The 24,920-nt window shown below is 53.4% G+C and carries 20 protein-coding genes; 2 read left to right on the top strand and 18 right to left on the bottom strand.

The features are described 5' to 3' along the window. Positions 1-19: 19 nt before the first annotated feature. Complete coding sequence (mgtE, locus tag L6J37_RS06725; RefSeq protein WP_192015852.1) at positions 20-1,378, top strand: magnesium transporter; 1,359 nt, start codon at positions 20-22, stop codon at positions 1,376-1,378. A 63-nt stretch (positions 1,379-1,441) separates the two neighbouring features. Here mgtE and pmbA read toward each other — a convergent pair whose 3' ends face one another. Then, complete coding sequence (pmbA, locus tag L6J37_RS06720) at positions 1,442-2,785, bottom strand: metalloprotease PmbA (RefSeq protein WP_192015853.1); 1,344 nt, start codon at positions 2,783-2,785, stop codon at positions 1,442-1,444. 117 nt (positions 2,786-2,902) lie between these two features. Between pmbA and yjgA the strand changes: the two genes are divergently transcribed. Next, the gene (gene yjgA / locus L6J37_RS06715) at positions 2,903-3,427 is read left to right on the top strand and encodes a ribosome biogenesis factor YjgA (protein ID WP_192015854.1); all 525 of its coding nucleotides are present in this window, start codon (positions 2,903-2,905) and stop codon (positions 3,425-3,427) included. Between the two features lie 70 nt (positions 3,428-3,497). Here yjgA and tldD read toward each other — a convergent pair whose 3' ends face one another. The 17 genes from tldD to L6J37_RS06630 form a co-directional block, all read right to left on the bottom strand. Further along, positions 3,498-4,943: a metalloprotease TldD gene (gene tldD, locus L6J37_RS06710; RefSeq protein ID WP_192015855.1), complete on the bottom strand. Its 1,446-nt coding sequence runs from the start codon at positions 4,941-4,943 to the stop codon at positions 3,498-3,500. 4 nt (positions 4,944-4,947) lie between these two features. After that, complete coding sequence (locus tag L6J37_RS06705; RefSeq protein ID WP_192015856.1) at positions 4,948-5,778, bottom strand: carbon-nitrogen hydrolase family protein; 831 nt, start codon at positions 5,776-5,778, stop codon at positions 4,948-4,950. Positions 5,779-5,860: 82 nt separating this feature from the next. After that, the gene (locus L6J37_RS06700) at positions 5,861-9,769 is read right to left on the bottom strand and encodes a YhdP family protein (RefSeq protein ID WP_237794616.1); all 3,909 of its coding nucleotides are present in this window, start codon (positions 9,767-9,769) and stop codon (positions 5,861-5,863) included. A 25-nt stretch (positions 9,770-9,794) separates the two neighbouring features. Continuing rightward, positions 9,795-11,264, bottom strand: a complete 1,470-nt coding sequence (gene rng, locus L6J37_RS06695; RefSeq protein WP_192015858.1) for a ribonuclease G — start codon at positions 11,262-11,264, stop codon at positions 9,795-9,797. 16 nt (positions 11,265-11,280) lie between these two features. Then, entirely contained in the window at positions 11,281-11,847 is a 567-nt protein-coding gene (locus L6J37_RS06690; RefSeq protein ID WP_237794615.1) for a Maf family protein, read from the bottom strand. Between the two features lie 86 nt (positions 11,848-11,933). Then, entirely contained in the window at positions 11,934-12,422 is a 489-nt protein-coding gene (gene mreD, locus L6J37_RS06685; RefSeq protein ID WP_027253726.1) for a rod shape-determining protein MreD, read from the bottom strand. After that, positions 12,415-13,278, bottom strand: coding sequence for a rod shape-determining protein MreC (gene mreC, locus L6J37_RS06680; protein WP_027253727.1), 864 nt, complete (start codon positions 13,276-13,278; stop codon positions 12,415-12,417). The genes mreD and mreC overlap by 8 nt, the downstream gene beginning before the upstream one ends. Positions 13,279-13,318: 40 nt before the next feature. Further along, positions 13,319-14,362 (bottom strand): rod shape-determining protein MreB, encoded by a 1,044-nt coding sequence (gene mreB, locus L6J37_RS06675; RefSeq protein WP_027253728.1) that lies wholly within the window; start codon positions 14,360-14,362, stop codon positions 13,319-13,321. Between the two features lie 322 nt (positions 14,363-14,684). Further along, on the bottom strand, positions 14,685-18,215 hold the full coding sequence (locus L6J37_RS06670; protein ID WP_237794614.1) for a DUF6701 domain-containing protein: 3,531 nt from the start codon (positions 18,213-18,215) through the stop codon (positions 14,685-14,687). Beyond that, the gene (locus tag L6J37_RS06665) at positions 18,208-18,663 is read right to left on the bottom strand and encodes an MSHA biogenesis protein MshP (protein WP_192015862.1); all 456 of its coding nucleotides are present in this window, start codon (positions 18,661-18,663) and stop codon (positions 18,208-18,210) included. The genes L6J37_RS06670 and L6J37_RS06665 overlap by 8 nt, the downstream gene beginning before the upstream one ends. Further along, positions 18,653-19,417 carry a PilW family protein gene (locus tag L6J37_RS06660; protein ID WP_237794613.1) on the bottom strand — a complete coding sequence of 255 codons (765 nt, stop codon included), beginning with the start codon at positions 19,415-19,417 and terminating at the stop codon, positions 18,653-18,655. Before L6J37_RS06660 ends, L6J37_RS06665 begins: the two co-directional genes overlap by 11 nt. Beyond that, the gene (locus L6J37_RS06655) at positions 19,417-20,058 is read right to left on the bottom strand and encodes a prepilin-type N-terminal cleavage/methylation domain-containing protein (RefSeq protein ID WP_237794611.1); all 642 of its coding nucleotides are present in this window, start codon (positions 20,056-20,058) and stop codon (positions 19,417-19,419) included. Before L6J37_RS06655 ends, L6J37_RS06660 begins: the two co-directional genes overlap by 1 nt. Beyond that, positions 20,045-20,551 (bottom strand): prepilin-type N-terminal cleavage/methylation domain-containing protein, encoded by a 507-nt coding sequence (locus L6J37_RS06650; protein WP_237794609.1) that lies wholly within the window; start codon positions 20,549-20,551, stop codon positions 20,045-20,047. The genes L6J37_RS06655 and L6J37_RS06650 overlap by 14 nt, the downstream gene beginning before the upstream one ends. 103 nt (positions 20,552-20,654) lie before the next feature. Next, the gene (locus L6J37_RS06645; RefSeq protein WP_218384363.1) at positions 20,655-21,134 is read right to left on the bottom strand and encodes a type II secretion system protein; all 480 of its coding nucleotides are present in this window, start codon (positions 21,132-21,134) and stop codon (positions 20,655-20,657) included. Between the two features lie 9 nt (positions 21,135-21,143). Next, complete coding sequence (locus L6J37_RS06640) at positions 21,144-21,746, bottom strand: prepilin-type N-terminal cleavage/methylation domain-containing protein (RefSeq protein ID WP_237794607.1); 603 nt, start codon at positions 21,744-21,746, stop codon at positions 21,144-21,146. 212 nt (positions 21,747-21,958) lie between these two features. Beyond that, on the bottom strand, positions 21,959-23,176 hold the full coding sequence (locus L6J37_RS06635) for a type II secretion system F family protein (RefSeq protein WP_237794605.1): 1,218 nt from the start codon (positions 23,174-23,176) through the stop codon (positions 21,959-21,961). Next, positions 23,176-24,918 (bottom strand): GspE/PulE family protein, encoded by a 1,743-nt coding sequence (locus tag L6J37_RS06630; RefSeq protein ID WP_218384369.1) that lies wholly within the window; start codon positions 24,916-24,918, stop codon positions 23,176-23,178. The genes L6J37_RS06635 and L6J37_RS06630 overlap by 1 nt, the downstream gene beginning before the upstream one ends. Positions 24,919-24,920: the final 2 nt, after the last annotated feature.

The following is a 24,920-nucleotide window of genomic DNA, read 5'->3' as shown; positions in this document are numbered from 1 at the left end:
AAGCAAGGTAGTTCTCTCTATGGCGGACATTTTCGAGCAAGATCAAACCCACCAGACACTGCAGCAGGTTAACCAGGCCCTGGATCGAGGGATGTTCGTTCACGTCCGGCGAATGTTGCAGGATATGGAGCCTGAGGATATCGCCCACCTGCTTGAAGCCTGCCCGCCGAAAGAGCGCCAGGTGCTGTGGCAACTGACCGATCCTGAGGAGCAGGGTGAGATCCTCGACGAACTGTCTGAAGATGTAAAAGACGGTATCGTGGCCATGATGGCGCCGGAAAAACTGGCGGCCGTCACTGAAGGCATGGAAAGTGATGACGTGGCTTACGTGCTGCGCAGCCTGCCTGACAGCCGTTTCCGTGAAGTACTGGCACAAATGGATGCCGCTGATCGCCATCGCGTCGAGCTGGCGATGGCTTATCCGGAGGAAAGCGCTGGCGGTATCATGAGTACCGACTTCGTGACCATCCGCGGCGATGTCACCGCCGATGTGGTCCTGCGCTATCTGCGCATGCGGGGCGAGCTTCCTGAAGCCACAGATACGCTCTATGTGGTTGACGAACACAATGTACTGATTGGCCACCTTTCGCTGGCCACGCTGATCACCACTCAGCCTGACGTACAAATTCATGAGGTGATGGACGATCCGGATGAAGCCATCAATGTCGAGATGGACGACAGTGAAGTGGCCAATCTGTTTGAGCGCCGTAACTGGCTCTCGGCGCCTGTGGTCGATGCCGGCAACCAGCTGGTTGGCCGGATCACCATTGATGATGTGGTCGATATAATCCGGGAAGATGCCGAACACTCCATGATGAGTATGGCCGGTATGGACGACGATGAAGACACCTTTGCGCCTGTCATGAAATCCGCCCGCCGGCGCAGCATCTGGCTGGGTGTGAATGTCCTGGCCGCGCTGGCCGCCGCCTCTGTCTCCAACATGTTTGAAGACACGCTCGATAAAATGGCCGCCATCGCCGTTCTGATGACGATAGTGCCCTCCATGGGCGGGGTTGCCGGCAACCAGACTGTGGCACTGGTGATTCGCGGTCTGGCGGTCGGTCATATCGGCGATTCCAACACCCGCTGGCTGCTCAGCAAAGAAGCCCGGGTAGGCTTAATAAATGGCCTCTTGTGGGCCGGGATCATTGGTGGCGTGGTGGTTCTGTGGAAAGGCAACCTGATGCTCGGCGCGATTATCGCCGGTGCTATGCTGACCAACCTGCTGATCGCCGGTATCGCGGGGGTCGGGGTGCCTATTATTTTGAAGAAACTCAATGTCGACCCAGCGCTCGCGGGCGGCATGGCGTTAACGACCATTACCGATATCATCGGCCTGTCTGTGTTTCTCGGCTTAGCGACTGTATTTCTCACCTGATGAGGCACAAACAAAAAAGGTCTGGCACGAGCCAGACCTTTTCTTATTACTCAGAGCCTGCGATTACTCACCGGCAATTTTCATCGATTCCAGCAGCATGGAGCCGGTCTGAATCTGGCTGCGGGTTTCAGTGTCTGTCCCGATAGCCACTATGTTTGCCATCATGTCTTTCAGATTTCCGGCAATGGTTACTTCACTGACCGGGTATTGGATCACGCCATTTTCAACCCAGAAACCGGCAGCACCGCGGGAGTAATCACCGGTCACGATATTCACGCCCTGCCCCATCAGCTCTGTGACCAGGAACCCGGTACCCAGTTTGCGCAGCATGGCATTGAAATCTTCACCGGTACTGGATACCTGCCAGTTGTGGATACCACCGGCATGGCCGGTTGGTTGACGCCCCAGCTTACGGGCAGCATAACTGGTCATCAGATAGGTTTTCAGTACCCCGTCCTGAATGATTTCCCTGTCATGGGTTGCCAGACCTTCGCTGTCAAATGGTGTACTGGCCAGGCCGCGCAGCAGGTGCGGACGCTCGCTGATGTTAAGCCAGGACGGAAAGATCTGCTCATCAAGCATATCCAGCAGGAAAGTCGACTTACGGTATAAATTCGACCCGCTGATCCCCATCACCAGATGGCCGAACAGGCCGGTCGCAACATCAGAGGCAAACATCACAGGAGCCTGACGGGTAGATAGCTTCTGCGGGTCAATCCGGCTGACAGTCCGTTCTGCCGCCAGCTGACCGACTTTCTCAGGCGTCCACAAGTCGCTGGTACGCCGGGCCAGGGTATAACTGTAGTCGCGCTCCATGTCGCCATTCTTGCCCTCGGCAATCACGCAACAGCTGATACTGTGGCGACTACTCGGGTAGCTGGCCAGCATACCGTGCGTATTACCATATACCCGGATACCATAGTGACTGTCGTAGCTGGCACCGTCACTCTGCTTGATACGGCTGTCAGCATCCAGCGCAGCCTGCTCGGCGGCAATCGCGATAGAAGCGGCATGATCCGGCTCAGGTTCATCCGGGTAGAAAAGATCCAGATCCGGGATGTTTTTGGCCATCAGCTCAGCCGGTCCCGGCCCACCGTAGGGATCTTCCGAGGTATGGCGTGCGATTTCCAGCGCCGCTGCCACGGTTTGTGCAATCGCCGCTTCACTCAAATCTGAAGTTGACGCACTGCCCTTGCGCTGGCCGCGGTAGACGGTAATCCCCATCGCACCATCGCTGTTAAATTCGACATTCTCAACCTCACACAAGTGGGTAGAGACACTGATCCCTGTGGATTTATTAATCGCCACTTCGGCAGCATCAGCCTGCTGGCCGGCAAGCTCAAGAGCACGGGCGACCGCCTGTTCCAGCTCGCTACGCTGCTGGGCGACTTGTTGTTTCACATCCATAGTCATACTTTATTTACACGGTTTCCCCTAAGGATAACACTCAAGGCAATTAAAATGCGCCCAAATTCAACTTGAAACTGATAAAATAGAGACATTGAAGTCTGTCATGAGCCTGATATGAGCCGTAAAAATAAAAAAGCCCCATGGGAAGAGGAAGAAGAAATCATCTGGGTGAGTAAATCCGAGATGAAACGTGACATGGAAGCCCTGCAAAAGCTGGGCGAAGAGCTGGTCAAGCTCAAACCCGGTGCATTAGCGAAAATCCCGCTGAGCGACGAGCTTCGTATGGCAATCAAAGACGCCCAGCGATTTAAGCAGGAAGCTTACCGCCGCCAGCTGCAGTTTATCGGTAAACAGATGCGCAACATTGAGCTAGAACCAATTCAGGCTGCACTGGACAAGCTGAATAATAAACATGCCCAGGTAACGGCTCAGCTGCACAAGCTGGAGTCTTTACGTGACCGCATGATTGATGACGGCGATAGCGTGATCAATGAAGTGATGGAGGCCCATCCGGATGCTGACCGCCAGCAACTGCGTCAGCTGGTGCGCATGGCCGTTAAAGAAAAAGCCGCCAACAAGCCGGCCAAAGCCTACCGCGAAATCTTTCAGGTACTGAAAGCGCTCTACATCAAAGACTGATCAGCGCTCAATGATCAAAAATGCCAGCAAACGCTGGCATTTTTATTGGCCTCAGTCAGCACAGATGCACTTACTGAGTGCCGCCGACTGTCATCGACGCCAGCTTCAGGGTTGGCTGCCCGACACCAACAGGTACGCTTTGCCCTGCTTTGCCGCAGACGCCCACCCCACGGTCAAGTTCCAGATCGTTACCCACCATAGAGACTTTCTGCATCGCTTCAATGCCGCTGCCGATTAAGGTCGCGCCTTTAATCGGACGGGTAATTTTACCCTTTTCGATCAGGTAAGCTTCCGACGCTGAGAACACAAATTTACCGGACGTAATGTCGACCTGACCGCCGCCAAAATTCGGGGCGTAGATCCCGTTCTCGACACTGGCGATGATCTCTTCCGGCGTATGTTCGCCCGGCAGCATGTAAGTATTGGTCATACGGGGCATAGGCAGGTGCGCATAAGACTCACGACGGCCATTACCGGTTGGCGCTACACCCATCAGGCGGGCATTGAGCTTATCTTGCATGTAGCCTTTGAGCTTGCCGCCTTCCACCAGCACATTGTACTGGCCCTGGGTGCCTTCATCATCAATGCTCAGCGAGCCGCGCCGATCTGCCAGAGTGCCGTCATCCACTATGGTACACAGGCTTGAGGTCACCTGCTGCCCCATCTGGCCCGAGAACATAGAAGATCCTTTGCGGTTGAAATCGCCTTCCAGACCATGACCAACGGCTTCATGCAGCAAGACGCCCGGCCAGCCTGCACCGAGTACCACTGGCATAGTACCGGCAGGAGCCGGATCGGCATCTATGTTGACCAGTGCCTGGCGCAAGGCTTCGTCAGCATATTGCAAGGCAACTGACTTGCCGTCGTTTTCAGTCATAAAGTACTGATAACCGAACCGGCCACCGCCGCCCGCACTGCCGCTTTCGCGTTTGCCGTTCTTCTCGATCAGCACGCTGACAGAAAAACGCACCAAGGGACGAATATCTGCCGCATAGGTGCCGTCTATCGCGGCGACCAGCACCTGCTCATAGACACCGTTAATACTGACAGAGACTTCTTTCACCAGGGGCTCTTTGGCACGGATATAGGCATCCACTTCCTGCAGCAGGGCAATTTTTTCCTGGCGCTCCAGGCTCTCCAGCGGATTGACCCCGGCATAAACCGGCTTTACCGGCGATGAGGCAAAGGCCTGTACCTTACCAGAGCCGCCACTGCGGGCAATACCGCGCGCCGCTTTGGCACTCTGAGTCAGTGCCAGCTTACTGATTTGATCTGAGTAGGCAAAACCGGTTTTCTCACCGGATACCGCACGAACGCCCACACCACGGTCGATATTAAAGGAGCCGTCTTTGATGATACTGTCTTCCAGTACCAGTGATTCGTGCCAGCTGGACTGAAAATAAATATCGCCATAATCTACGTCCCGGGCGGCCATCAGCCCCAGAATCTGGCTGAGATCGTCACGCTCAAGCCCGGATTGGGCCAGCATGGTCTGTTCTACGGTTTCCAGCATCATTGCCTTACTCTTCTGTGTTGCACTGCTGCACCTGAAAACGGCTATGTTGCAGCAATGGCATATTCATTCGTATCTGTGCGCTCAGACCCAGATCGATATCTGCGGTGATCACACCTGTACCCTGCTCCTGGCAGGCGACGACTTGTCCCCAGGAATCGATAATCATCGAGTGGCCCCAGGTTTCCCGCCCCTGGTTATGCTCACCCCACTGCGCGGCAGCGACAATCCAGCACTGGGTTTCAATGGCGCGTGCGCGCAGCAGAATATCCCAGTGTGCTTTGCCGGTAACTTTGGTAAACGCTGCCGGCACCACTATGATATCGGCCCCCTGTGCCCGCAATGCACTGTACAGCTGTGGGAAGCGGACATCATAACAGATCGACAGTCCAATGTTGCCGAAAGGTGTTTCCACCACCTTAACCGCCTCTCCCGGCCGGAAGGTGTCTGACTCGCGATAGCTGTGGTGACGATCGGCGACTTCAACATCGAACATGTGCAATTTATCGTAATGGGCCTGCAACTGGCCCTGATCGTCGAACAGCAAGGCGGTGGTCGACATGCTGCCGTCTTCACGCCGGATAGGCATAGATCCTATCAGTAACCAGATGCCCAGCTGGCGGGACAGTGCGGCGAGCTGGCGTTGCAGCACACCCTCTCCCAGCGGTTCGGCATGTTGTTCGTAGTCAGCACGTGTACCGAAAATCAGGCAGTTTTCAGGAGTGACGATCAGTTTCGCTCCCTGCAGTTGCAGCCCCTTCAACTTCTTTTTCAGCTGTTGCAGATTCAGTTCAGGATCAGGCCCGGAATTCATCTGTACTACACCCACTCTAGCCATCACGCACTCCATTACAAATTGATTTTCTTGTTATTATTACCTCAGCTTCACCACTCAGGCAAAGCCGGAAACACCTTGCTTATTATTGCTCAACCTGCTGCTTCAGGGCGGCAGGGACCTTAAACTCACCGGTAAAGCGCGACTGTTCTGTCACTGTGGGTGACTCTATCGGGCCGCTGACGACATAGTTAATCTGGGTAAAAACATCCACCACAGGCGACAGGGCGGTCGAAATGGCAAACACGACAATGGCCGTCTGCGGTGCGACGGCAAACGCTGTCAGCACCGGGATACCGGATGTCAGATCAGGAATAAATTTCACTCTGGCATTCACTGTCTCATTAACCAGATTAGCACTTCCCTGAATGTACATATCGCCCGCCAGTGCTTTCATTTCCACATCGTCCGTTTCAAAGCGGCCATTTTCGATCCGCCCGGACCCTTTGATGTAGTCAAAAGCCAGCCCGTCATCAAACACCCCGGTAAAGTCGAGTTGCATCTTGCGCATGATAGAATCGAGGCTGAATAACCCCAGAATCCGGCCGGCACCGCCCACATCACGGATCACCCCTTTGCCGGTTTCGGTTTTGAGTTCACCGGTCAGGGTTTCACGGTGCATCGACCATGGCGCCCCCTGCCACTGAATCGAGGCGTAGCTGGTAAAGCGGGCATCCTGGATCCCGCCGGAGATCCCCAGCCGCCCCATCAGCTCAGAGCTGTCCTCACCGGCGATATCAAAGGCAACCTGTGTTTCATTCTGGTACTGATTCATAGTCCAGTGGCCATCCAGACTCAGCGACGTCGTGCCGGAATCCAGCTGCAGCTCTTCCAGAATCAGCGTCTGGGCATCGCGTCGCAACCGACCACTTAATGCGCCCAGCCGGTATCCCTGCAGCCACAAGTCTTTAACCTTGACATTCATCTGCGGCAGGTAAGCCATCATGTTACGGTCAAAATCCGTGACAGGTGGAATAGCTCGCTGCGGCACATACCTATGCTCAGCCGACAGGGTTTCCAGCGGCTTTTTATCTTCCGGTAAATTGAGGTGAAGCTGCTCCAGGTTCACCGTCAGAGGCTTATAGTCGGGCCAGAAAAGCTCGCCGCTGACTTCGCGGCTGCCGAGTACCGCATGCCACTGCGATGGCTGCTTGCGTACCGCCAAGTCCAGATTGTGCCAGTTGAGCCCAGCCAGCTTAAGCTGCTGGATGCTGGCATTGATCCGCGTGGGTAATGGCAGTTCAATACCGGTTTGTGCTGCCGGTCTGTTCCGCTGCTTGTCAATGATCTCTTGTACCAGGCTGTCCCATGCGTCGGCATCAATGCTATTGGCCTGAATACGAATCCCGTGGCCTTTTGCCGGCAGTTTGCGTCGTTCGGCCAGGCCGACTGTCAGTTCGCTGCGTACAATCCGCGGTTGTGACTGCAAGGCAATCTCAGCCCGGTACTGAGCATCCGGCACCGTGAGGCTGGCTTCCAGCCGGGAAGTATTGCCGGAAGCCGTCAGCACCGCACTGGTGGGACTTTGTGGTGTAAAAACCAGCGGATAAGGCAGCTCACTGCGGATAGCAGCTAACGGCGCCTGAATAAAGACCTGATATTTCAGTCCGGTATCATGCATTACCACCCCGACATTACCCTGCCACTTGGCACTGCCGTGCAGTCTGGCCAGCAGCGGATCCTGCAAGCGCTGCTGCAGCGAGGCAACCTGCCAGAACCCGGCCAGATCCACATTGACCCGGTAACCGGCTTCGCCGTTCTCGCCGTCAAAGCTGACGGTCAGGGGCTGGCCGAGCCAGTAGCCGGTTACGCCGTCCGCCGTTATCTGGTCATTATCAAAATGAATGGTGCCTTTTACCTGGGTAAGAGGCAGCGACAAGCTTTCGATAGTCACCCGGTTACTGTCAAGACTGGCCTCTCCCTGCGCTTTCACCTCGCCGCCACTAAAGGGAATGTCCAACTGCAGCTTCGCGGCCACAGGTCCGTCAACATTCACCGCCGACAGCGCCGCCCCGACCGAGTCCACCAGTGGCGTTGCCATCATATAGTCGCGGACCTGCTCGCCTTCTGCACTGACATCAATGGCCAGTTTCAGGTGGCCATCCGGGTGCAGCCAGGCATCGCCGACGACCCGATCAGCCACAGCGTCTTTGGTCTTGGCATGGCTGGCATTGATCAGCATGCGATCATTGCGAAAACCCAGGTTCAAATCAATCTCGGTCAGCTCAGGCCAGGCGGTATCGAAACTGAAACGTCCATGCTTCAGCGGTACGCTGATTTCAAAATTTCCGTCATGGCTGGCATAAGGAAATGCAGGCAGATCGCCAAACCACAGTAACTGAGCATGATCAGACTGCCCGCCACGAATGGCGGAGGAAAGATAATCCGTCAGCTCCTGCCCCAGCGCCGGGCGAGGCAAATAACGCCAGGCTGCGCCAGCATCTTTGACTTTGGTTTCGCCGTAAAAAGACAGCCAGGAAGGAGCCGCTTTCGGGAAATCAAGCCGGAACTGTCCGTTCGCACTCAGGTGCGGTGTGATTAGCGACAGCTCATCGCTCCACACACGCCATCCCTGGCGGTCCAATTTCCAATAGCCACGGACATCGGCCTGCTCAATCTCCATCGGTGCCTGGAAGACCTTGTCATAGTCCAGGGTTTGCTTGCCGACATTGAGCGTTATCTCACCCTGCTGCCCGTCACCGGCAATATTGGCATGCAAAGATGCAAAGGCTGGCAGATACATCCACTGCCTGTTCGAGACCCCATCCAGTTCAAATGAAAAACGGGGGAGCGCCAGTCCCTGACCGGCCAAACGGAGATCGCGTACCAAACCGGCTGGCTGAAGTGATTCAATGGCTTGTCGGCCTGTGTTGTCTTCCGGCAGCAAACTGGCTAACGGTGCCAGTCTGGCCAGATCAACACTGCTGACAGCCAGCTGCCAATGGCCCTGGGACACAGTGTCTTGCGGTGATACCGGCTCAGGCACAGCCTGATCCTTTTGCTGCGGTGCCTGCCAGTTAGCGGAGAAATCAAGACGCGGCCAGGCTTTCTGATCTGTCGCCAGTACCAGTTTATGGCTATCCAGTCGCCATCCGCTGCTGGCTTCTCGCTGCTCAGGGATCAGGGACAGCATGCCACGCAGCAATGCCAGCTCGTGTTTGCGCCCGTTTTCCTGCCAGCGTACATAGGAGTCCAGAAAACGGACTTTACTGTTACTGAGCTGACCATTGTCGAGAGTCAGCCAAGCTTCCGCATTCAGCTGGCTGTCGGTGATTTTTTCCCCGCCCAGCACAGACTGGTTGAGCCAGGGGGTCATTGACAGGTTTTTCGCCCGCGCATAAATAGTGCCGGATAAATGCGGCAATCCGCGAGTGGCAGACAGATTCGCCATCACATTGAGCTGATTGAGATCGGTACCGGGAATACTGACAATACCTTCAGCCAGGTGCATGTCACCCTGACGATCCCATTTCAGTTCTGTCACCGCCACCGGCTGACGGTGACCTGCAGGCGAGCTCACTACTAGTGTCGCATCATGAAGGGAGAATGTTCCCAGCTGAACAAACAACAGCTGTTCCAGTCGGTTAACATCCAGGGGTTTATCCGCCTCAGCAGGACGGTCACTGGCCGGAAACTGGGTGAGATCCAGCGTGAGTCCGGTCAGTCTGATATCACGAAAAACCGGCTTGAGGTTAAGTACAGAACGCCACAAATCAACGTCAAAGTCGATCTCGCCGACCTGCACCATATCCTTACTGCTCTGACCGATACTGACACCGTGCAGCGCCATAACCGGGCCAAGATTATGCCAGCGCCCCTCAACCAGCTCTACGCTGATCTGCATATTGGCTTGCGCCGAGAGCCATTGCGTAATCGAAGCGCGGTAATCATTCAATTGCGGCAGCAGTAAGCGCAACGAGGTAATTAACACTGCGCCGATGACCAGCAGAGTGAGCAACGTCCATTTCAGAACGCGGGTCAGATTTATCAGCACAGATAACACGCCATTGCCTCAGGGTTTACATCATTACGACGTCAAACTGTTCTTGGTTATACAAAGGTTCGATTTTGACTTCAACCTGCTTACCGATGAAGACTTCCAGTTCAGCCAGCGCATGGTATTCCTCGCCGGCCAGTGTCTCAGCCACCGCAGGGGAAACATAAGCGACAAAGCGATCGGCATCATAAGCCCGGTTGACACGGGTAATCTCACGCAGAATTTCATAGCAGACACTGTCGACCGTTTTCACCGTCCCGCGCCCTTCACAGGTTGGACAAGTCCCGCACAGTACATGTTCAATACTTTCACGGGTCCGTTTACGGGTCATTTCCACCAGCCCAAGCTGGGTAAAGCCGTTGATATTGGTTTTCACCCTGTCGTAAGACAACGCCTGCTCCAGTGCCGTCAGCACCCGGCGCCTGTGCTCTTCAGAGGCCATATCGATAAAATCAATAATGATAATCCCGCCAAGGTTGCGCAGGCGTAACTGGCGGGCAATCGCTTTGGTGGCTTCAATATTGGTATTGAAGATGGTCTCTTCCAGATTACGGCGGCCAACAAAAGCACCGGTATTGATATCGACCGTTGTCATGGCTTCGGTCTGATCGATAATCAGATAACCGCCGGATTTCAGCTCCACTTTGCGATCCAGCGAACGCTGAATTTCATTTTCCGTATCGTACAGATCGAAAATCGGCTGATCGCCTGTGTAGCGAACCAGCTTATTGCTCAGTTCTGGCACGAACTCGTCGGTAAATTCTTTTAAATTCTCGAAAGCCAGCCGGGAATCGACGTAAATAGAATCCAATTCAGTGCCGACGAAATCGCGCAGAATACGCTGCGCCAGACCAAGCTCACCGTACAGCATCGACTTACTCTTGTATTTTCCACGACGTTCCAGCACTTTTCGCCATAAATGCTTTAGAAATGCAGCATCCTGCGCCACTTCGGCCGATGACGCCCCTTCCGCAGCGGTGCGGATAATAAATCCGCCCAATTCATCACAATGCTTGGTTACCAGGTTTTTCAGGCGTTCACGCTCGCGTTCACTTTCAATCCGCTGCGATACGCCAACATGGCTGGCACCGGGCATGAAAACCAGGTAGCGGGATGGCAGGGTAACATCCGTCGTCAGGCGGGCGCCTTTGGTTCCCAGCGGATCTTTCACCACCTGCACCACCAGATCCTGCCCCTGGCGCACCAGTTCTGAAATATCCCTTACCTGAAACTGCTGTTTCTCATTTTCGGCCACGCACTCGGTATGGGGAACAATATCGGAGGCATGAAGAAAGGCCGCTTTATCCAGCCCGATATCCACAAAAGCTGCCTGCATGCCAGGCAGTACACGGCTCACTTTCCCTTTATAAATATTGCCAACAATGCCACGCTTGGATTCACGCTCAATATGGATTTCCTGGAGGTTGCCCCCTTCAATCATCGCCACGCGGGTTTCACTGGGTGTCACATTGATAAGCAGCTCGGTACTCATGGATGCCTCTGTTAATTTAATTGGCTATAAATTCTCGGATCAGCGCATCGGTTTCCAGCAGCGGCAAGCCGACAACTGCATGGTAACTCCCTTCGATACGGGCAATGAATTTCCCGCCAATCCCCTGAATGGCATAACTGCCGGCTTTGTCTTTGGGTTCACCACTTTGCCAGTAGTCCTGAATATCCTGGCCGGTCAGAGACCGGAACCAGACATCCGTTACAACCAGCTCTGTCCGCTGACGCGCTTGCGTGGCAACAGTGACAGCCGTCATGACCTGATGGCTTCGTCCGGATAATAACATGAGCATCTCACGGCTGTGCGCGAAATCCCTCGGCTTTTCAAGAATCTGTCCGTCTACTACCACTATAGTGTCTGAACCGAGTACCGGCGTCTGTCCGTCAGTTACCCTCACCCCTGCCATGGCTTTGTCCAGCGACAGACGCTGAACATAGGCTTCCGGGGTTTCTCCTGCCTGATGCCGTTCTTCGACGTCGAGCGACAGGATATCGAAAGTGTAACCGAGTTGAGAGAGCAGTTCTTTACGACGGGGTGAACCGGATGCCAGATACAGTGTTGTCATCTTGATCTTACCTAGAAAGACGATAGCACTGGGGGCTTGTCATGCGAGCCGTATCACACAGTGCTATCGAAGGGGACTGATGTCCCCTAACGTATTGAGAACTTACGGCGAATGCGCCGCAAAAACAGGAACAACCAAGGCCAGAGGAGGAAGTTGAGTAATACGGCCCACAACCGGGTGGGATCAAATTCAATCTCGACCACCAGGTATTCTGCCCAGAACTCCACCAGCTTGCCGGCCAGCGACAGCAAGGCGACTATCATGGCCTGCTGCCATAACGATAAATTGCGCATCACCTGAAAGTTCAGGGCCACTATGTAGCACAGCACTGACATGGTCAGACCGCGAATACCCAAAGTAGAACCCAGTAACAGATCCCAGATCAGTCCCAGTACCAATGCCGTGCCGACATTCACCCGGTGTGGCAACGCCAGCACCCAGTAAAACGCCACCAACATAACCCAGGACGGACGGAAAGCTTCCAGCTGTCCGGGCCAGGGAGCGGCCTGCAGGATCAGTGCAACCACAAACGACAACCAGATCAGCACAATGCCATTGGCTCGACTATCAACCATTGACCGGATCTCCTGTGGTGACGGTATGCCTTTCTCTGTCTGTCGGCCAGACCAGCAGTAAATAACGCAAGCGGTCAAACTGCACCGTTGGCAAGGCTTTGATTTGCGCAAACGGGCGCTTATTATCGAACGAAAACTCTGTCACCCTGCCGACCGGGTATCCTTCCGGATAGCGGCCACCCAGACCGGATGTCACCAGTAAATCGCCCACTTTGATATCGGTACTGCTGGGGACGTGTTCGAGCTGAATCTGATCCTGCTCGCCACTGCCTGAGGCAATTACCCGGATATCGTTGCGCACCACTTGCACCGGAATCGCATGGGTGGGATCGATCAGCAGCAGCACCCGGCTGTTGTGTGCGCCGACATAGGAGATCTGACCGACGATACCTTTGTCATTGATCACCGGCTGACCTTCATACACACCGTCTACACGGCCTTTATCTATCATGACCTGATGACTGTATGGGTCGGAGTCGACAGCCATCACTTCAGCCACCATTTTACGTTCGTCACGCACAAAAGGTGAGCCCAGCAGCTCACGAAGGCGCTGGTTCTCCTGCTGCAACTGGTCAAGTAGCAGCACATCGCTTTGCAGTACCAGAAGGTCGCGCTTAAGCGCTTTGTTTTCTGCCAGTAATCGCTGATGAGAACTCAGCTGACTGAAAAGACCATCCAGAATTTCACGCGGAAGGTTCGCTGCGTATTGCAAAGGGGCAACCGCAGAGTTAAGGACATACCGGACCTGGGCGAAAGCATCAAGACGGCTGTCGGCCAGCATAAGGCCGGCCGACAGTAACATGGCAAGAAACAGGCGCAATTGCAGAGAAGGGCCTCTGCCAAAGATAGGTTTCATGTAACACTATGACCTGTTTGGATGTTTGCCGGGGTAGACATTACTCTTCGCTGAATAAATCGCCACCGTGCATGTCGATCATTTCCAGCGCTTTACCGCCACCGCGAGCCACACAGGTCAGCGGATCTTCAGCAACAACCACAGGGATACCAGTTTCTTCGGTCAGTAAACGGTCCAGATCACGCAGCAATGCACCACCACCTGTCAGTACCATACCGCGCTCTGAGATATCCGAAGCCAGTTCCGGCGGACACTGTTCCAGCGCCACCATCACAGCAGACACAATACCTGTCAGCGGCTCTTGCAGGGCTTCAAGAATCTCATTGGAATTCAGAGTAAAGCTGCGTGGCACACCTTCAGCCAGGTTACGGCCGCGCACTTCGATTTCACGCACTTCATCACCCGGATAAGCAGAACCTATCTCGTGTTTGATGCGCTCAGCGGTTGCTTCACCAATCAGGCTGCCGTAGTTACGACGGACATAATTGATGATCGCTTCATCGAAACGGTCACCACCGATACGCACGGAAGAGGAATACACCACACCATTCAGAGAGATAACGGCAACTTCAGTTGTACCACCACCAATATCGATCACCATGGAGCCTGTCGCTTCAGACACCGGCAGACCGGCACCAATAGCCGCCGCCATAGGTTCATCAATCAGGTACACTTCACGGGCACCGGCACCTTGTGCCGATTCACGGATAGCACGACGCTCAACCTGAGTAGAACCACAAGGCACAGCTACCAGCACACGTGGGCTTGGACGCAGTACACTGTTATCGTGCACTTGCTTGATAAAATGCTGCAGCATTTTCTCTGTGACATAAAAATCTGCAATCACACCGTCTTTCATCGGGCGGATAGCAGCGATATTACCAGGCGTACGCCCCAGCATTTGTTTTGCTTCGTGGCCAACGGCCGCGACACTTTTAGTGGCACCCGCACGATCCTGGCGAATGGCGACCACTGAAGGTTCATCAAGTACGATACCCTGCCCTTTGACATAAATCAGGGTATTGGCAGTACCCAGGTCAATGGACAGGTCATTGGAAAACATGCCACGAAGTTTTTTAAACATAGTTTTCGGCTAATCCTGCAAGCTCAAATTTCGTAAAAATTGCGCCTAAATGTATCAAGTGGCAGGTAGCGAGACAAGATAAGCTTTGTCAAACCTGCCACAGATCCTCATTTTTAGGGATTGTTACGCTTTCGTGTGTGCTTTTGCTTCGAATTGTGGGCTGCCCGCTCATTAGCATGCCCCTGAGATATACCAGACAAATATAAAGCAAGTGGAATATAAAGCCATGCTTTATCCGTTCAGACTGACTTTATCAAAATCATTCCGATTCAGCATAGCAACGCCAGCTGTTGACGCACTGGTCTCGACGAACTGACACCGGTTAATTGGTATCGATGAACTGGTTCATATTCCTTTCACCGCGGTAAATCACCCGGTCATTGCCACGGTAAACCCCAAAAGTCACCAGCGCTGAGGGATTTTCGTCACCCTGACCCCGCCAGTTGTATAGCAACCAGGGCTGCATACTGCTGCCACCTGGATTACACACAGGTTTAGATGTTCCTAAATACTGCCAAAGACGAATTTGCTCTTTATAACCGGCACCACCACCGACAGGATGTTTCACCAGAATATATCCTTGCCCGCCTGCGACTGGTGCACTGGCTGGCGATTCAACATAAGCATGAGCAATAAGAGTAATACTTTCAGATGGATATAAACGTTCAGTACAGGCATATTTTTTACCAAAAATACTGTAATCATCATTTTCATTAATCACAAAGTCATCGCCTGCACTTTGGTAGTATTCCACGCTCACAGGGGCTTCCGCATCCTGATTCACCAACACCGACACATCATCTAACCGCATCCGACCGTAACGGGCGTGAATATCACCAACCAGCGCGGCGGCGGTTTCCGGTGTGGCGCCGTCCCGCTCATAGACACTCAGCGGTTTAGCTGAAAAATCGCTGCAGCCCCGGGTCGCGCAATCATGCCGAGATTCGACAACCAGACCAAAATCGACCGGGTACGGCCCGTCGGGTTCGGTCACGTTTGAATCCGTGCTGCTCACCACCCGCAATAATGCCAGTGTGTCAGTGCTGATGGTTTGCTTCGCCTTTTCCCATTGCTGATAACTCAACTGCTCAGATAACCGGCTGGTCAGGTTATTGGCATCGCTCCCTGTCGCACCCGTATTCACGGCGCGTAACTGCAGCGATTCTTGATAATCGTCGGCGAAATAGCCGTAGTTTTGGGTTGGCTGATTCTGCGTATTTTGCGCCTCGACAGTCGCTGACAAGGAAAACGGCTGATTCATATAAGTGAAACTGCCGTAAGCGTCGCTGACCGCACTCTCCTTGATGACGAAATGTGCCGGGTAGAAGCGCCCCAGCTGTCCGACCCCCTGATCGACTGGCATGCCGAGATAATCGGCATCGGCCTGCAGCCAAAGGCTACCGACTTCACTCCAGCGTAAATCGTCAATCACAACGCCCTGTTGCGCCTGCGCTGCTGATGAAAAATCAGTGTTTAATTGGCTGCTGCTCAGCAATCCACTCTCTGCTTCTTCATGCAAAGGCGAGGCCGGTCTGTCGGGCATAGAAATTTGGAGCGGCGCAGGAAGCCCTGTAACCGAATAATAATTTGGCGTCGTCTGCACCGAACACCAATCAGGATGTACATCCCGCGTTGTTTCAATATCGGAACAGCCATCCTTAGATAAGTCCTGGACAGGCGCCGCTAAATCATCAGTCCAGATCACAGGTTTAAAGGTGACTGAGAATTTGTCACCCGCCGCCGCAAAGCCCGGTCCGCCGCTGGCAGTGCCGGAGAAATCTGTCTGTCCTTTGCTTGAGGTGATATTGCAGAGCGCGAAAGTATAAGGTCGGGACCAGACGGTTTGCGTTCCTTCTAATCGGGTCCAATCGCCTAAATCCATACCGTCCAGCGACGAGCCATTACCACTGATACTGCATCCACCGGCTTTAGTACAATTTGGATCGACAAGACTAAGTTGCGTCTGACCCGCATCCAAATAACGCAACTCTGATTCAACACTGCCCTCCTGAAAGTTCAATGCAACGCTGGTGGACTGCCAGTTACCATTTTTATCGCGTAACTCGACAGAGTTGCCACCTGAATCTGGCAAGGTATAGCGAGTACTCAACTGTAGTGTCCGGATACCGCTGTAGTCTCGGGCTTCTGCCGGTGTTGCAGCACTGGTATCGCAACTCCTGGCAGAGACAGTAATTTGTTCAGGTTTTCCGGCAACGACTTTCAATGCCTGCTCCTGAATCTGCAGTTTAAACGGGACAAAACTGTACTGGCCTTCTGCGCTTGGGTTGCCGTCTGAGACTAGCTGTCCGGTAACAAAGATTGTTTCAATCACTTCACTTTTCAGCCACAATTGCGTTTTCCCGTTAAAAACAGAAAAACGCTGGCTTTGCTTGGCATCTGTACCTGTTCCACCGTCCGGCAGCTCATACCAGAACGCCTGTCCGCTGCCAGTCAGATTCGTCGTGACATCTATCTCACCATTAAATTGGGACGCCAGCGCACCACTACTATCCAACACTTGGAATTCTACGGGTTGACGTTCGCACAGCAAGCTCAAGGCTCGCTCTGGGCTGACAACAAGTTGATAATTATTATCCGGCGGATTGAAACATTGGCTGTTACCGACTATTTGCGCGGTGTTGCTCATTTGTAACTGACAGGCTGTAACCGCACCTCTTAATCCAGTATTGTTAGATAAAGCAACAGGGCCCTGGGAGTAAATACGGCCGTTAAACAAGCCTGATGAGTTGATATCGACTGAGAAATTCGTATTTACTGCAGGTGGCCCACTAGGATAAAAGCCCGGACGAGGACATTCATCACCTTTATTGTAAGCATAGATAGTTAAATTATCTGAAGGGCTTGTTGTATTAACCAAGCCAGCAACCGTCATTTTATCCCAAACGTGAAGCACAACGTCTCCTTCGACTGTCATCGTGCCTCGAATATCGGCCCTGTCTAACCAGTATTCCCCTGTTGGGAAAATTAGGTTCCCTGAAGGCTCTATCGTGAGTCCCGAATATGGCGCACCGAACGACGAGATGAAATAACTTCCCGGTAAAGCCGTTTCATTATCTGTCACAACTTTATCTTTAATTTCAGTACTGTCCGAAACATCCCAAAGCAAATCTCGCTTATTCGCCATGCCGCCATTTAGGGAGCAAGTAACGCCATCGCATAACGCTTTCACATTGTCCTCTGGAGTGTATGCGTCAGGATACCCCATATCGACAATAGCATTACTAAACCCAACGCTATGCGCTGAGGTATTTGATATTTTGGTGCCTACATCAGATGTAAATAAGTTATTTTCATTTCCGATCCAGGTTTGTACCGGGCCGGGAAATAATTCGCAAACATCAGGATTAACTGGTGGTGGCGAGGGCGGCGGTTCTCCTTTTGCACACTCGATAGTTGAAACTTCGCCATTCCCAACAACACGAAAATCAGCAGACTTTATTTCCGAAAGGTCGATCACTTTTTCACTGACAAGCTGCCATGTACCGGAAACCGTCGTCTTATTAAGATACTGCAGCGTTCCTTGCTTCCCTTTATCTGAGCTGTATAACAACCGAACATAATAGCGTCCACCAGCTAAAAAGTTCTTCTCGACAATTGTGTTGGCTTCACTCGCATTTCGATTATCTGTCCAAATGACTTGAGTTCTTGTTCCGGAATTAGCCTGAGATGCAATGACCTGCTCATCTAAATTCGCGCTCGGTATTTCAAAATCAATATAAAAGTCTTTATTACTATTCAGCTTATTACTGCACTCTGCTGCCACAGCCTGTCCTGAAAGAAATAAATACAGCAGGAAGCAAAGACACCCGAAAGCCTGTAATCGTTTACTCATTATCCAAATCCTTTGCCCAAAGCTCCTGAATCCGGGTAACTGCATGAGGGCCGCTGCCGCACTGTGAAGTGCTGATTAAAAAGTAAGTGTTTACTGACCCGGTATTTGAAGATTGGCAGGTCGTCGTTGCGCGGCAGCCCGTTACCCCGGCTGGTGCGAAAGTGTAAGCAGTGCCGGTGTCAGGATGGTGACGCAGACAGATATCGACCGCGGGTTCACTCACTGTGCCGGCCAGCGGAAAAAGCTGCCTCATCATGTCTTCATTGGCGGAATGGGCGGTAAACCAGGCACGGGTCGACAGTACTTCGCGGGTGGTAATGTCCTGACCAGAACCCGCCACCCGCAACATGGCGGCTGCCATGGCGGCCATGACAACAATCACGAAAATAGCGACGATCAGCGCGCTGCCCTGTTGCTGTTGCTTTGAATGCCGTCGGCTATAAGACATTGATCACCTGCACGCTCTGGCTGTAGTCCGACGATTCTTGGCTGACAGGATCGCTAAAGGTCAGCTCAAGATGAATCAGACCATTGCTGTTCAGGCCGGCCCCTGACACAGCGACATTGAAATGGCTGAGCGTATTGGTCAGCGTATAGCCGGTACCATTATTTACCCGCCGTACCAGGCTATCGCCAACCTGACAAAAAGCCACTTGGTCGGAAAACAGATACAATCGCTGTCCCGGTGAGCGATCGCCCAGCCACTGGGACAATTGCAGACTGGCTGTGGGATCTGCCGTGGTCGGGGCTTTCGTCAGCGCGCCAACGACTATGCTTGCGTCTTCATCGGCCTGATAATCGCTGACACTGACAAATCCCACTGCCGCGCGGTTGCCGTTAACTCCACTGTTCCATAAGCTAATTTGCTGTGAGTCTGGCGGCACCAGCACCTCCAGCACAGGCGCTTTTGCGTGATCTGGATCTGGATCTGGCTCGTTGAGGTAAGTCGCGGTTAAAAGCACAGGATAAAACGACAGACACCCGCTGCTGAAACTGACGCTGTTTGGCGCGGCATGGCGAATTTCCCGGGTCAGACGTTCAATCACAAAACGCGCCTCAGATTGTAAACGCTCTCTATCTATGGTGTCGGAGTAGCCCCCGGCGCCCAGCTGCAGGTAAGCGCCGATGCCCAGCGAAATAAATGCCAGAATCACCAGCGCCATGATCATTTCTATCAGAGTGAATCCCCGGGACAGCCGCATCAGTAGTTACTCCTGAACGCAGTGAACAGGTATTCACCGTAGCGGCTGGTCCTGACCAGAACATCAATGCGCTTCTGGGTGCTGACAGCCATTGCGGCACCATTGAAAGCGTTGTTTTCATAGCGCACACGGATTTCTAGATAAATATTACGGTAATCGCTCTGCTCGGCAGCAGAAACGGTGACGAGATCCTGCAATGCCCCGCGACGGTGCAGGCTGCTGTCGTTGCACTGTGTCACACTGCCCCAGCAGCCGATAAAGTCATCCACGTCGTCGGCAGCGCCGACATTCAGTAAGCCGCTGTTAACTTCACCGGCATCCGCACCCAGATTGCCCGGCGCGCTGCACACATGCACCTCTTCTCCGCAACGGATCACGCTGTCGTTAAAGGGATCCGAGGCTTCATCGAATTTACGCGATAACACCTCATTCAGCACGCCCTGGCCGATGGCGGCAGCTCTGGCCTGATAATGCGGTACGGCGGACTGTTCGGCCTGAGGAAATAAAAAGCTGGTCAGTGTGACCATGGCGATTGCCATAATGACAATGGCGATAATGCCTTCAATCAGGGTAAAACCCTGCTGATGGCGGTAGGTTTTCTGGAGGCAATTTGTCGAACGCCAGGGGTTACGGGCAGGCATGGATATAACCCTCCCGGTTAATACAGATTGAGGCGCTCTGGGCGTTACGCGAGACAAAGGTTATCTGGCACTCTGTGGTACAAAGCGCTGTCTTGCTCCCGCTGCCATCCTGCTGATAAGGTCGTCCCAGTAAATCGAACCGCACTTCGCCTAACAAATCGCCAGTTACAGTAATATCGTCGGCTGATGCCGTGATTGCTCGGCCAGATAACGTGGTATCGGCGCAGGCAGGCGGGCCAAAATGATCCGATGCCACCTGTAAAGACAGGCAGGGATTCAGATCGCCCAACTCATTGATATTGCTCATCGCTCGCAGTTGAACCTGACGGGCCAGACTGATGGCCTGATCGCGGGCCAGGTAAGCATCAAAACTGCTGCGGCCAATCAAACGTGACGCGGCCGTCACACTGAGGATTCCCAGCAGTATGATCACCAAAATCAGTTCAATTAACGTAAAGCCGCGTTGTCGGCCAGCGCTCAAATGGCGAGCCATGCATTCACCCAAAACGCCCTGTCAAAGTGAGAAAAGGGGCAGGAGTCCGCCCCAATTTACACACAATCAATAGGTAAATAATCGACCTACTCTCTCTCAGTGTTTACTGTGTACAGCCATCACCTAGCACCACTTCAGCTGTCGCTGGTGTGTCAGCATCTGCTGCTTGGGTATATAGTACGTAACAACCTTCTGTAGTACGGTCTGCAAACGTATAGATAATCTGAGTATCCGTCAAAGTATCTTCCGGTACATCGCTGGTATCTGCCGAAGTAATTGCTAGCCAATCACCATTTTCAAACGCGGCACCAATGCCATCATCCGCTGCTGTCGGATAGCCGAAAATGGCCTGAACACCATCGACATCTACTGCTTCATCACTAGTTTCATTACCACGCACTGCAGCCTTGCCGTAAACAATGCCTGAAGCGCCCACAATTGCGCCTCGCAGCCCCTGCAGTGCAGAGTTACGTGCATCATCCTGCAGGTTCAAAAAACGCGGCGCAGCAGTCACGGCCAGAATACCGAGAATCACGATTACCACTACCAATTCAATCAGGGTAAAACCACCTTGACGTTTCATAGCTAACTCCTAAATATTGCGATCAATTTTAATATCAACCCGACCCAAAGCCGGGATATAAGTAAAATAATGGCCGGCTGTTATTGCTTTCTTACCGGTCCAAAAATCACTGGCCGAAGCCAGCTGGTAATAACGACAAAACCGGTTACCACTGATTGCACCGACTTCGACGAAATACTGATATTGCCCAGAGCCCGCCTCACTCGCATCTGTGGTTGACGGCGGTGGGTTTTGTAACAGGTTGTCCATTAATGTCAGGCAATCCTGCTCCGACAATTGTTCCAGTTGCGAACTTCCCTGCCCCTGCAGCGCGAAAGGATATCCCTCTCTGCCACCTGTTTTTGCTGCGGTCAGGTTAAACAGAGTGCCGTCGTAATTGACCCAGTTCCGGCGCTGGGTGCCAGGCTTGCCATCGGCTTCCCATTGCGCACGGGCAGACAGTACTGCGGTCGAAAAGCTCCCCGCCATGCCCTGAAGGGCAGCCACTTTGGCCTCTTCGGCAATATCGATATAACGGGGAACCACCACAACAGCCAGAATACTGACCACCACCACCACAATGACCAGTTCGATCAGCGATAAGCCGGTTTGCCTGTTCGGATACTGAGTCATAATCTGCCAAAAACATGACGAACGGGCGTCAAAATGATGTAAGTAGTCATTCTCGCATTATCATAAAAAAATACCAGTGGAAATAATCGGGTTATTGCACATTTTCCTAATATTAACTGTGGTTTAGGCTTATCCTACAAAGCATTTAAGTGACAAAAATATCACTAACAAAACTTTATTCTCGCACTGAGTGCTAATATCATCAGCCTGCATTAAGCCCCGCGCGCGACATCAAGTAAATTCCACATCGGCAGGAATATCCCCAGCGCCAGAATCAGCACCATGCCAGCAACAACCGCCAATAAAAACGGCTCGATTCTGGCAGTCAGTGTTTTCAGATCGTAATCCACTTCGCGGTCATAAAAATCCGAGACTTCGTGTAACAGTTCATCGACCTGACCAGTTTCTTCACCGACCGCAATCATCTGCAGCACCAGTGGGGTAAAAATGCCGCTTTGTCTGGCTGTTTGCGTAATACTGCTGCCGCCTTCAATGCCGTTTTTCATGTCGATCAGACGATTTTCCAGAAAGCGGTTTTCAAGCGCTTCGGCTGATAACTGGATCGCCTGGTTCAGGGGCACACCGGCGCGAATCATCAGCGCAAAAGTCCGGGCAAAGCGCGACAGCTGGGCCCGATTGATGATATCGCCCACGACCGGCACTTTCAGGCGCCAGTAGTCCCATTTTTCCTGCCCTTCAGGAGTGCGCTGCCAGGCTTTCAGGCCGATCCAGGTTACGACTGAGCCGCCGAGTAACAAAGGCCAGTAGCTCAGCATAAAATCAGAGGTGCCGATTAAGATACGGGTAGGCAAAGGCAGTTCGACGCCAAACCGGCTGAACATGGAGGCAAATTGCGGAATCACTTTGGTATTGAGCACTATCATTGCCAGCAAAATCGCACTGAGCACAAAAGACGGGTATCGCATAGCCGATTTTATCCGGCGCCGGGTTTCCAATTCCTGCTCGTAATACTGCGCCAGTTGCAGCAGGGCATCTTCCAGACGACCGGTATTCTCCCCCACATGGATCATCGACACGAACAGCTCGGAAAACACCCTGGGATGCATTTTCATTGCCTGCGACAGTGCACGGCCGTTGGTCAGCTCTACCGTCACGGCATCAATCGTCGATTGCAGCAACGGGTGACTGGTACTCTGCTCCAGCCCTTTCATGGCCCGCAACAGCGGCACACCGGCTTTGGTCAGGCTGTACAACTGGCGACACAGAATCACCATAGATTCCAGCGGCACATTGCGCTGCAACAGGCCGCTGATAGTCAACGGACTGTCGCTTCGGCCACGGCGGATATCCACAGGAATAATTCCCTGGCGCATCAACTGATCAGCGGCTGCCTCCGCTGTTGGCGCGTCGAGCTTGCCTTTCTTCAGTTGTCCCTGACTGCCCCGTCCCCGGTAATCAAATGTCGGCATCAGCGGGATTCCGTGGACGCCGGTACGGCGTTAAATTCCGGCATCAGGTAATCTCCTTCGCTCAGTTGCAGCACTTCTTCCAGGCTGGTGCGCCCGGCCAGAGCCAGCGCCATAGCGGACTCAATCAGCGGCTGGTAGCCCTCGGAAGCGCGTGCCAGCTGTGCAAACCCCATTGCATCATTGGCGCGCAGTGCATCCATCATTGCCGGGGTCATTTCCAGTAATTCAAACACACCAATCCGGCCTTTATAGCCGGTCAGGTTACAGCTCTGACAGCCTCTGCCCTGCCTGAATGTCTGGTCGGCCGAGGACGGAAAACAGGCCTTCAGCCACTGCAGTTCTGCAGCATCCGGCGTCACCTCATGGCTGCAGTCCTGACAGATCCGGCGTACCAGGCGCTGAGCCAGTACAGCCCGGACCGCACTGGCTACCAGATAGCCGGGCGCTGCCATGTCCATCATCCTCAGGGCGCTGTCTACCGCATCATTGGTATGCAGTGTCGACAGCACCAGATGGCCGGTGAGCGCAGAACGCAGACCAATTTCCACGGTTTCCTGATCCCGCATTTCCCCGACCAGAATAATATCCGGATCCTGACGCAGAAAAGTCCGTAGTATGCCGGAAAACGTCAGGCCAATTTTGGTATTCACCTGCACCTGATTCACCCGCGGCAGCCGGTATTCCACCGGATCTTCGGCGGTGATCAGCTTTTTGCCGGGTTTGTTCAGCTCGCTCAGTGCGCCATAAAGGGTGGTCGTTTTACCCGAGCCGGTCGGCCCGGTGACCAAAATCATGCCGTGAGGGCGTTTTAGCTGACGGCGGAAGCGGGCAAGAATATCGGCCGGCATGCCAATCTCATCCAGACTCAAAATACCGGCAGACTGATCCAGCAGACGCATGACGACAGATTCACCGTACTGAACCGGCATGGTAGAGACACGCACATCCACAGAGTGGCCGCGCACCGTCACATTAAAGCGGCCATCCTGCGGCAAACGCTTTTCAGAAATATCCAGTCCGCTCATCAATTTAAGGCGAAGCACCAAAGCCGAAGCGATGGCCGATTCATTCAGCAGGGTTTCATGGAGTACACCATCAATACGCTGACGAATACGCAGTACGCTGGCATCCGGTTCGATATGGATATCCGAGGCACCCACCTGAATAGCATCTTCGAACAGGGAATTGATCAGCTTGACGACTGTCACTTCCTCGTTGTCGTAATTATCGACGCTGAAGCTGAAATCGCTGTTCGCCTGATGCTCGGCATGCAGCTGCTCGGCAAAAGAGGCAATTTCCTTGGTACGGCGATAATAGCGGTCAAACGAGGCTATCAGCTGGTGTTCCGGGGCAATCACCAGTTCCACCCTGAACTGATGCAACTGGTTCAGCACCGCTTCCTGGGCCGCCAGATCGGCCGGATCGCTCATGGCCACACGTACTGTGTCACCCCGGTGGCTGATCACCAGCGCTCTCAGACGACGGGCATGGACTTCCGGCAACAGGCCAACAGCTTCGCTGTCGACCGGCACCCGGTTCAAATCTATCAGTGGGATATCCAGCTGGCGGGACAGGAAGGCCAGCAGTTGCTGCTCGCCCAAAAAGCCCATGCTGATAAGGGTATCACCCAGTTTACGGCCAGTACTGCGTTGCTGATCCAGTGCCAGATCAAGCTGCTCCTGGCGGACTATGCCTTCTTCAACCAGCAGATCGCCCAGACGTTTGCGTAACCTCAGCTGCATCT

Source organism: Photobacterium sp. WH77, from assembly GCF_022014395.1.
GTDB lineage: Bacteria > Pseudomonadota > Gammaproteobacteria > Enterobacterales > Vibrionaceae > Photobacterium > Photobacterium arenosum.
Note: the sequence above shows the minus strand (reverse complement) of the source record. Positions and strands in the feature narration are given on the sequence as shown.

Excerpts from the sequence above, each read along its gene's own strand:
- L6J37_RS06635 (WP_237794605.1), bottom strand. The coding sequence starts at position 23,176 with ATGCCGACATTTGATTACCGGGGACGGGGCAGTCAGGGACAACTGAAG.
- L6J37_RS06640 (WP_237794607.1), bottom strand. The coding sequence starts at position 21,746 with ATGACTCAGTATCCGAACAGGCAAACCGGCTTATCGCTGATCGAACTG.
- mreB (WP_027253728.1), bottom strand. The coding sequence starts at position 14,362 with ATGTTTAAAAAACTTCGTGGCATGTTTTCCAATGACCTGTCCATTGAC.
- L6J37_RS06650 (WP_237794609.1), bottom strand. The coding sequence starts at position 20,551 with ATGGCTCGCCATTTGAGCGCTGGCCGACAACGCGGCTTTACGTTAATT.
- pmbA (WP_192015853.1), bottom strand. The coding sequence starts at position 2,785 with ATGGATGTGAAACAACAAGTCGCCCAGCAGCGTAGCGAGCTGGAACAG.
- mreC (WP_027253727.1), bottom strand. The coding sequence starts at position 13,278 with ATGAAACCTATCTTTGGCAGAGGCCCTTCTCTGCAATTGCGCCTGTTT.
- L6J37_RS06655 (WP_237794611.1), bottom strand. The coding sequence starts at position 20,058 with ATGCCTGCCCGTAACCCCTGGCGTTCGACAAATTGCCTCCAGAAAACC.
- mgtE (WP_192015852.1), top strand. The coding sequence starts at position 20 with ATGGCGGACATTTTCGAGCAAGATCAAACCCACCAGACACTGCAGCAG.
- L6J37_RS06670 (WP_237794614.1), bottom strand. The coding sequence starts at position 18,215 with ATGAGTAAACGATTACAGGCTTTCGGGTGTCTTTGCTTCCTGCTGTAT.
- L6J37_RS06660 (WP_237794613.1), bottom strand. The coding sequence starts at position 19,417 with ATGCGGCTGTCCCGGGGATTCACTCTGATAGAAATGATCATGGCGCTG.
- yjgA (WP_192015854.1), top strand. The coding sequence starts at position 2,903 with ATGAGCCGTAAAAATAAAAAAGCCCCATGGGAAGAGGAAGAAGAAATC.
- mreD (WP_027253726.1), bottom strand. The coding sequence starts at position 12,422 with ATGGTTGATAGTCGAGCCAATGGCATTGTGCTGATCTGGTTGTCGTTT.
- L6J37_RS06665 (WP_192015862.1), bottom strand. The coding sequence starts at position 18,663 with ATGTCTTATAGCCGACGGCATTCAAAGCAACAGCAACAGGGCAGCGCG.
- rng (WP_192015858.1), bottom strand. The coding sequence starts at position 11,264 with ATGAGTACCGAGCTGCTTATCAATGTGACACCCAGTGAAACCCGCGTG.
- tldD (WP_192015855.1), bottom strand. The coding sequence starts at position 4,943 with ATGATGCTGGAAACCGTAGAACAGACCATGCTGGCCCAATCCGGGCTT.
- L6J37_RS06705 (WP_192015856.1), bottom strand. The coding sequence starts at position 5,778 with ATGGCTAGAGTGGGTGTAGTACAGATGAATTCCGGGCCTGATCCTGAA.
- L6J37_RS06630 (WP_218384369.1), bottom strand. The coding sequence starts at position 24,918 with ATGCAGCTGAGGTTACGCAAACGTCTGGGCGATCTGCTGGTTGAAGAA.
- L6J37_RS06690 (WP_237794615.1), bottom strand. The coding sequence starts at position 11,847 with ATGACAACACTGTATCTGGCATCCGGTTCACCCCGTCGTAAAGAACTG.
- L6J37_RS06645 (WP_218384363.1), bottom strand. The coding sequence starts at position 21,134 with ATGAAACGTCAAGGTGGTTTTACCCTGATTGAATTGGTAGTGGTAATC.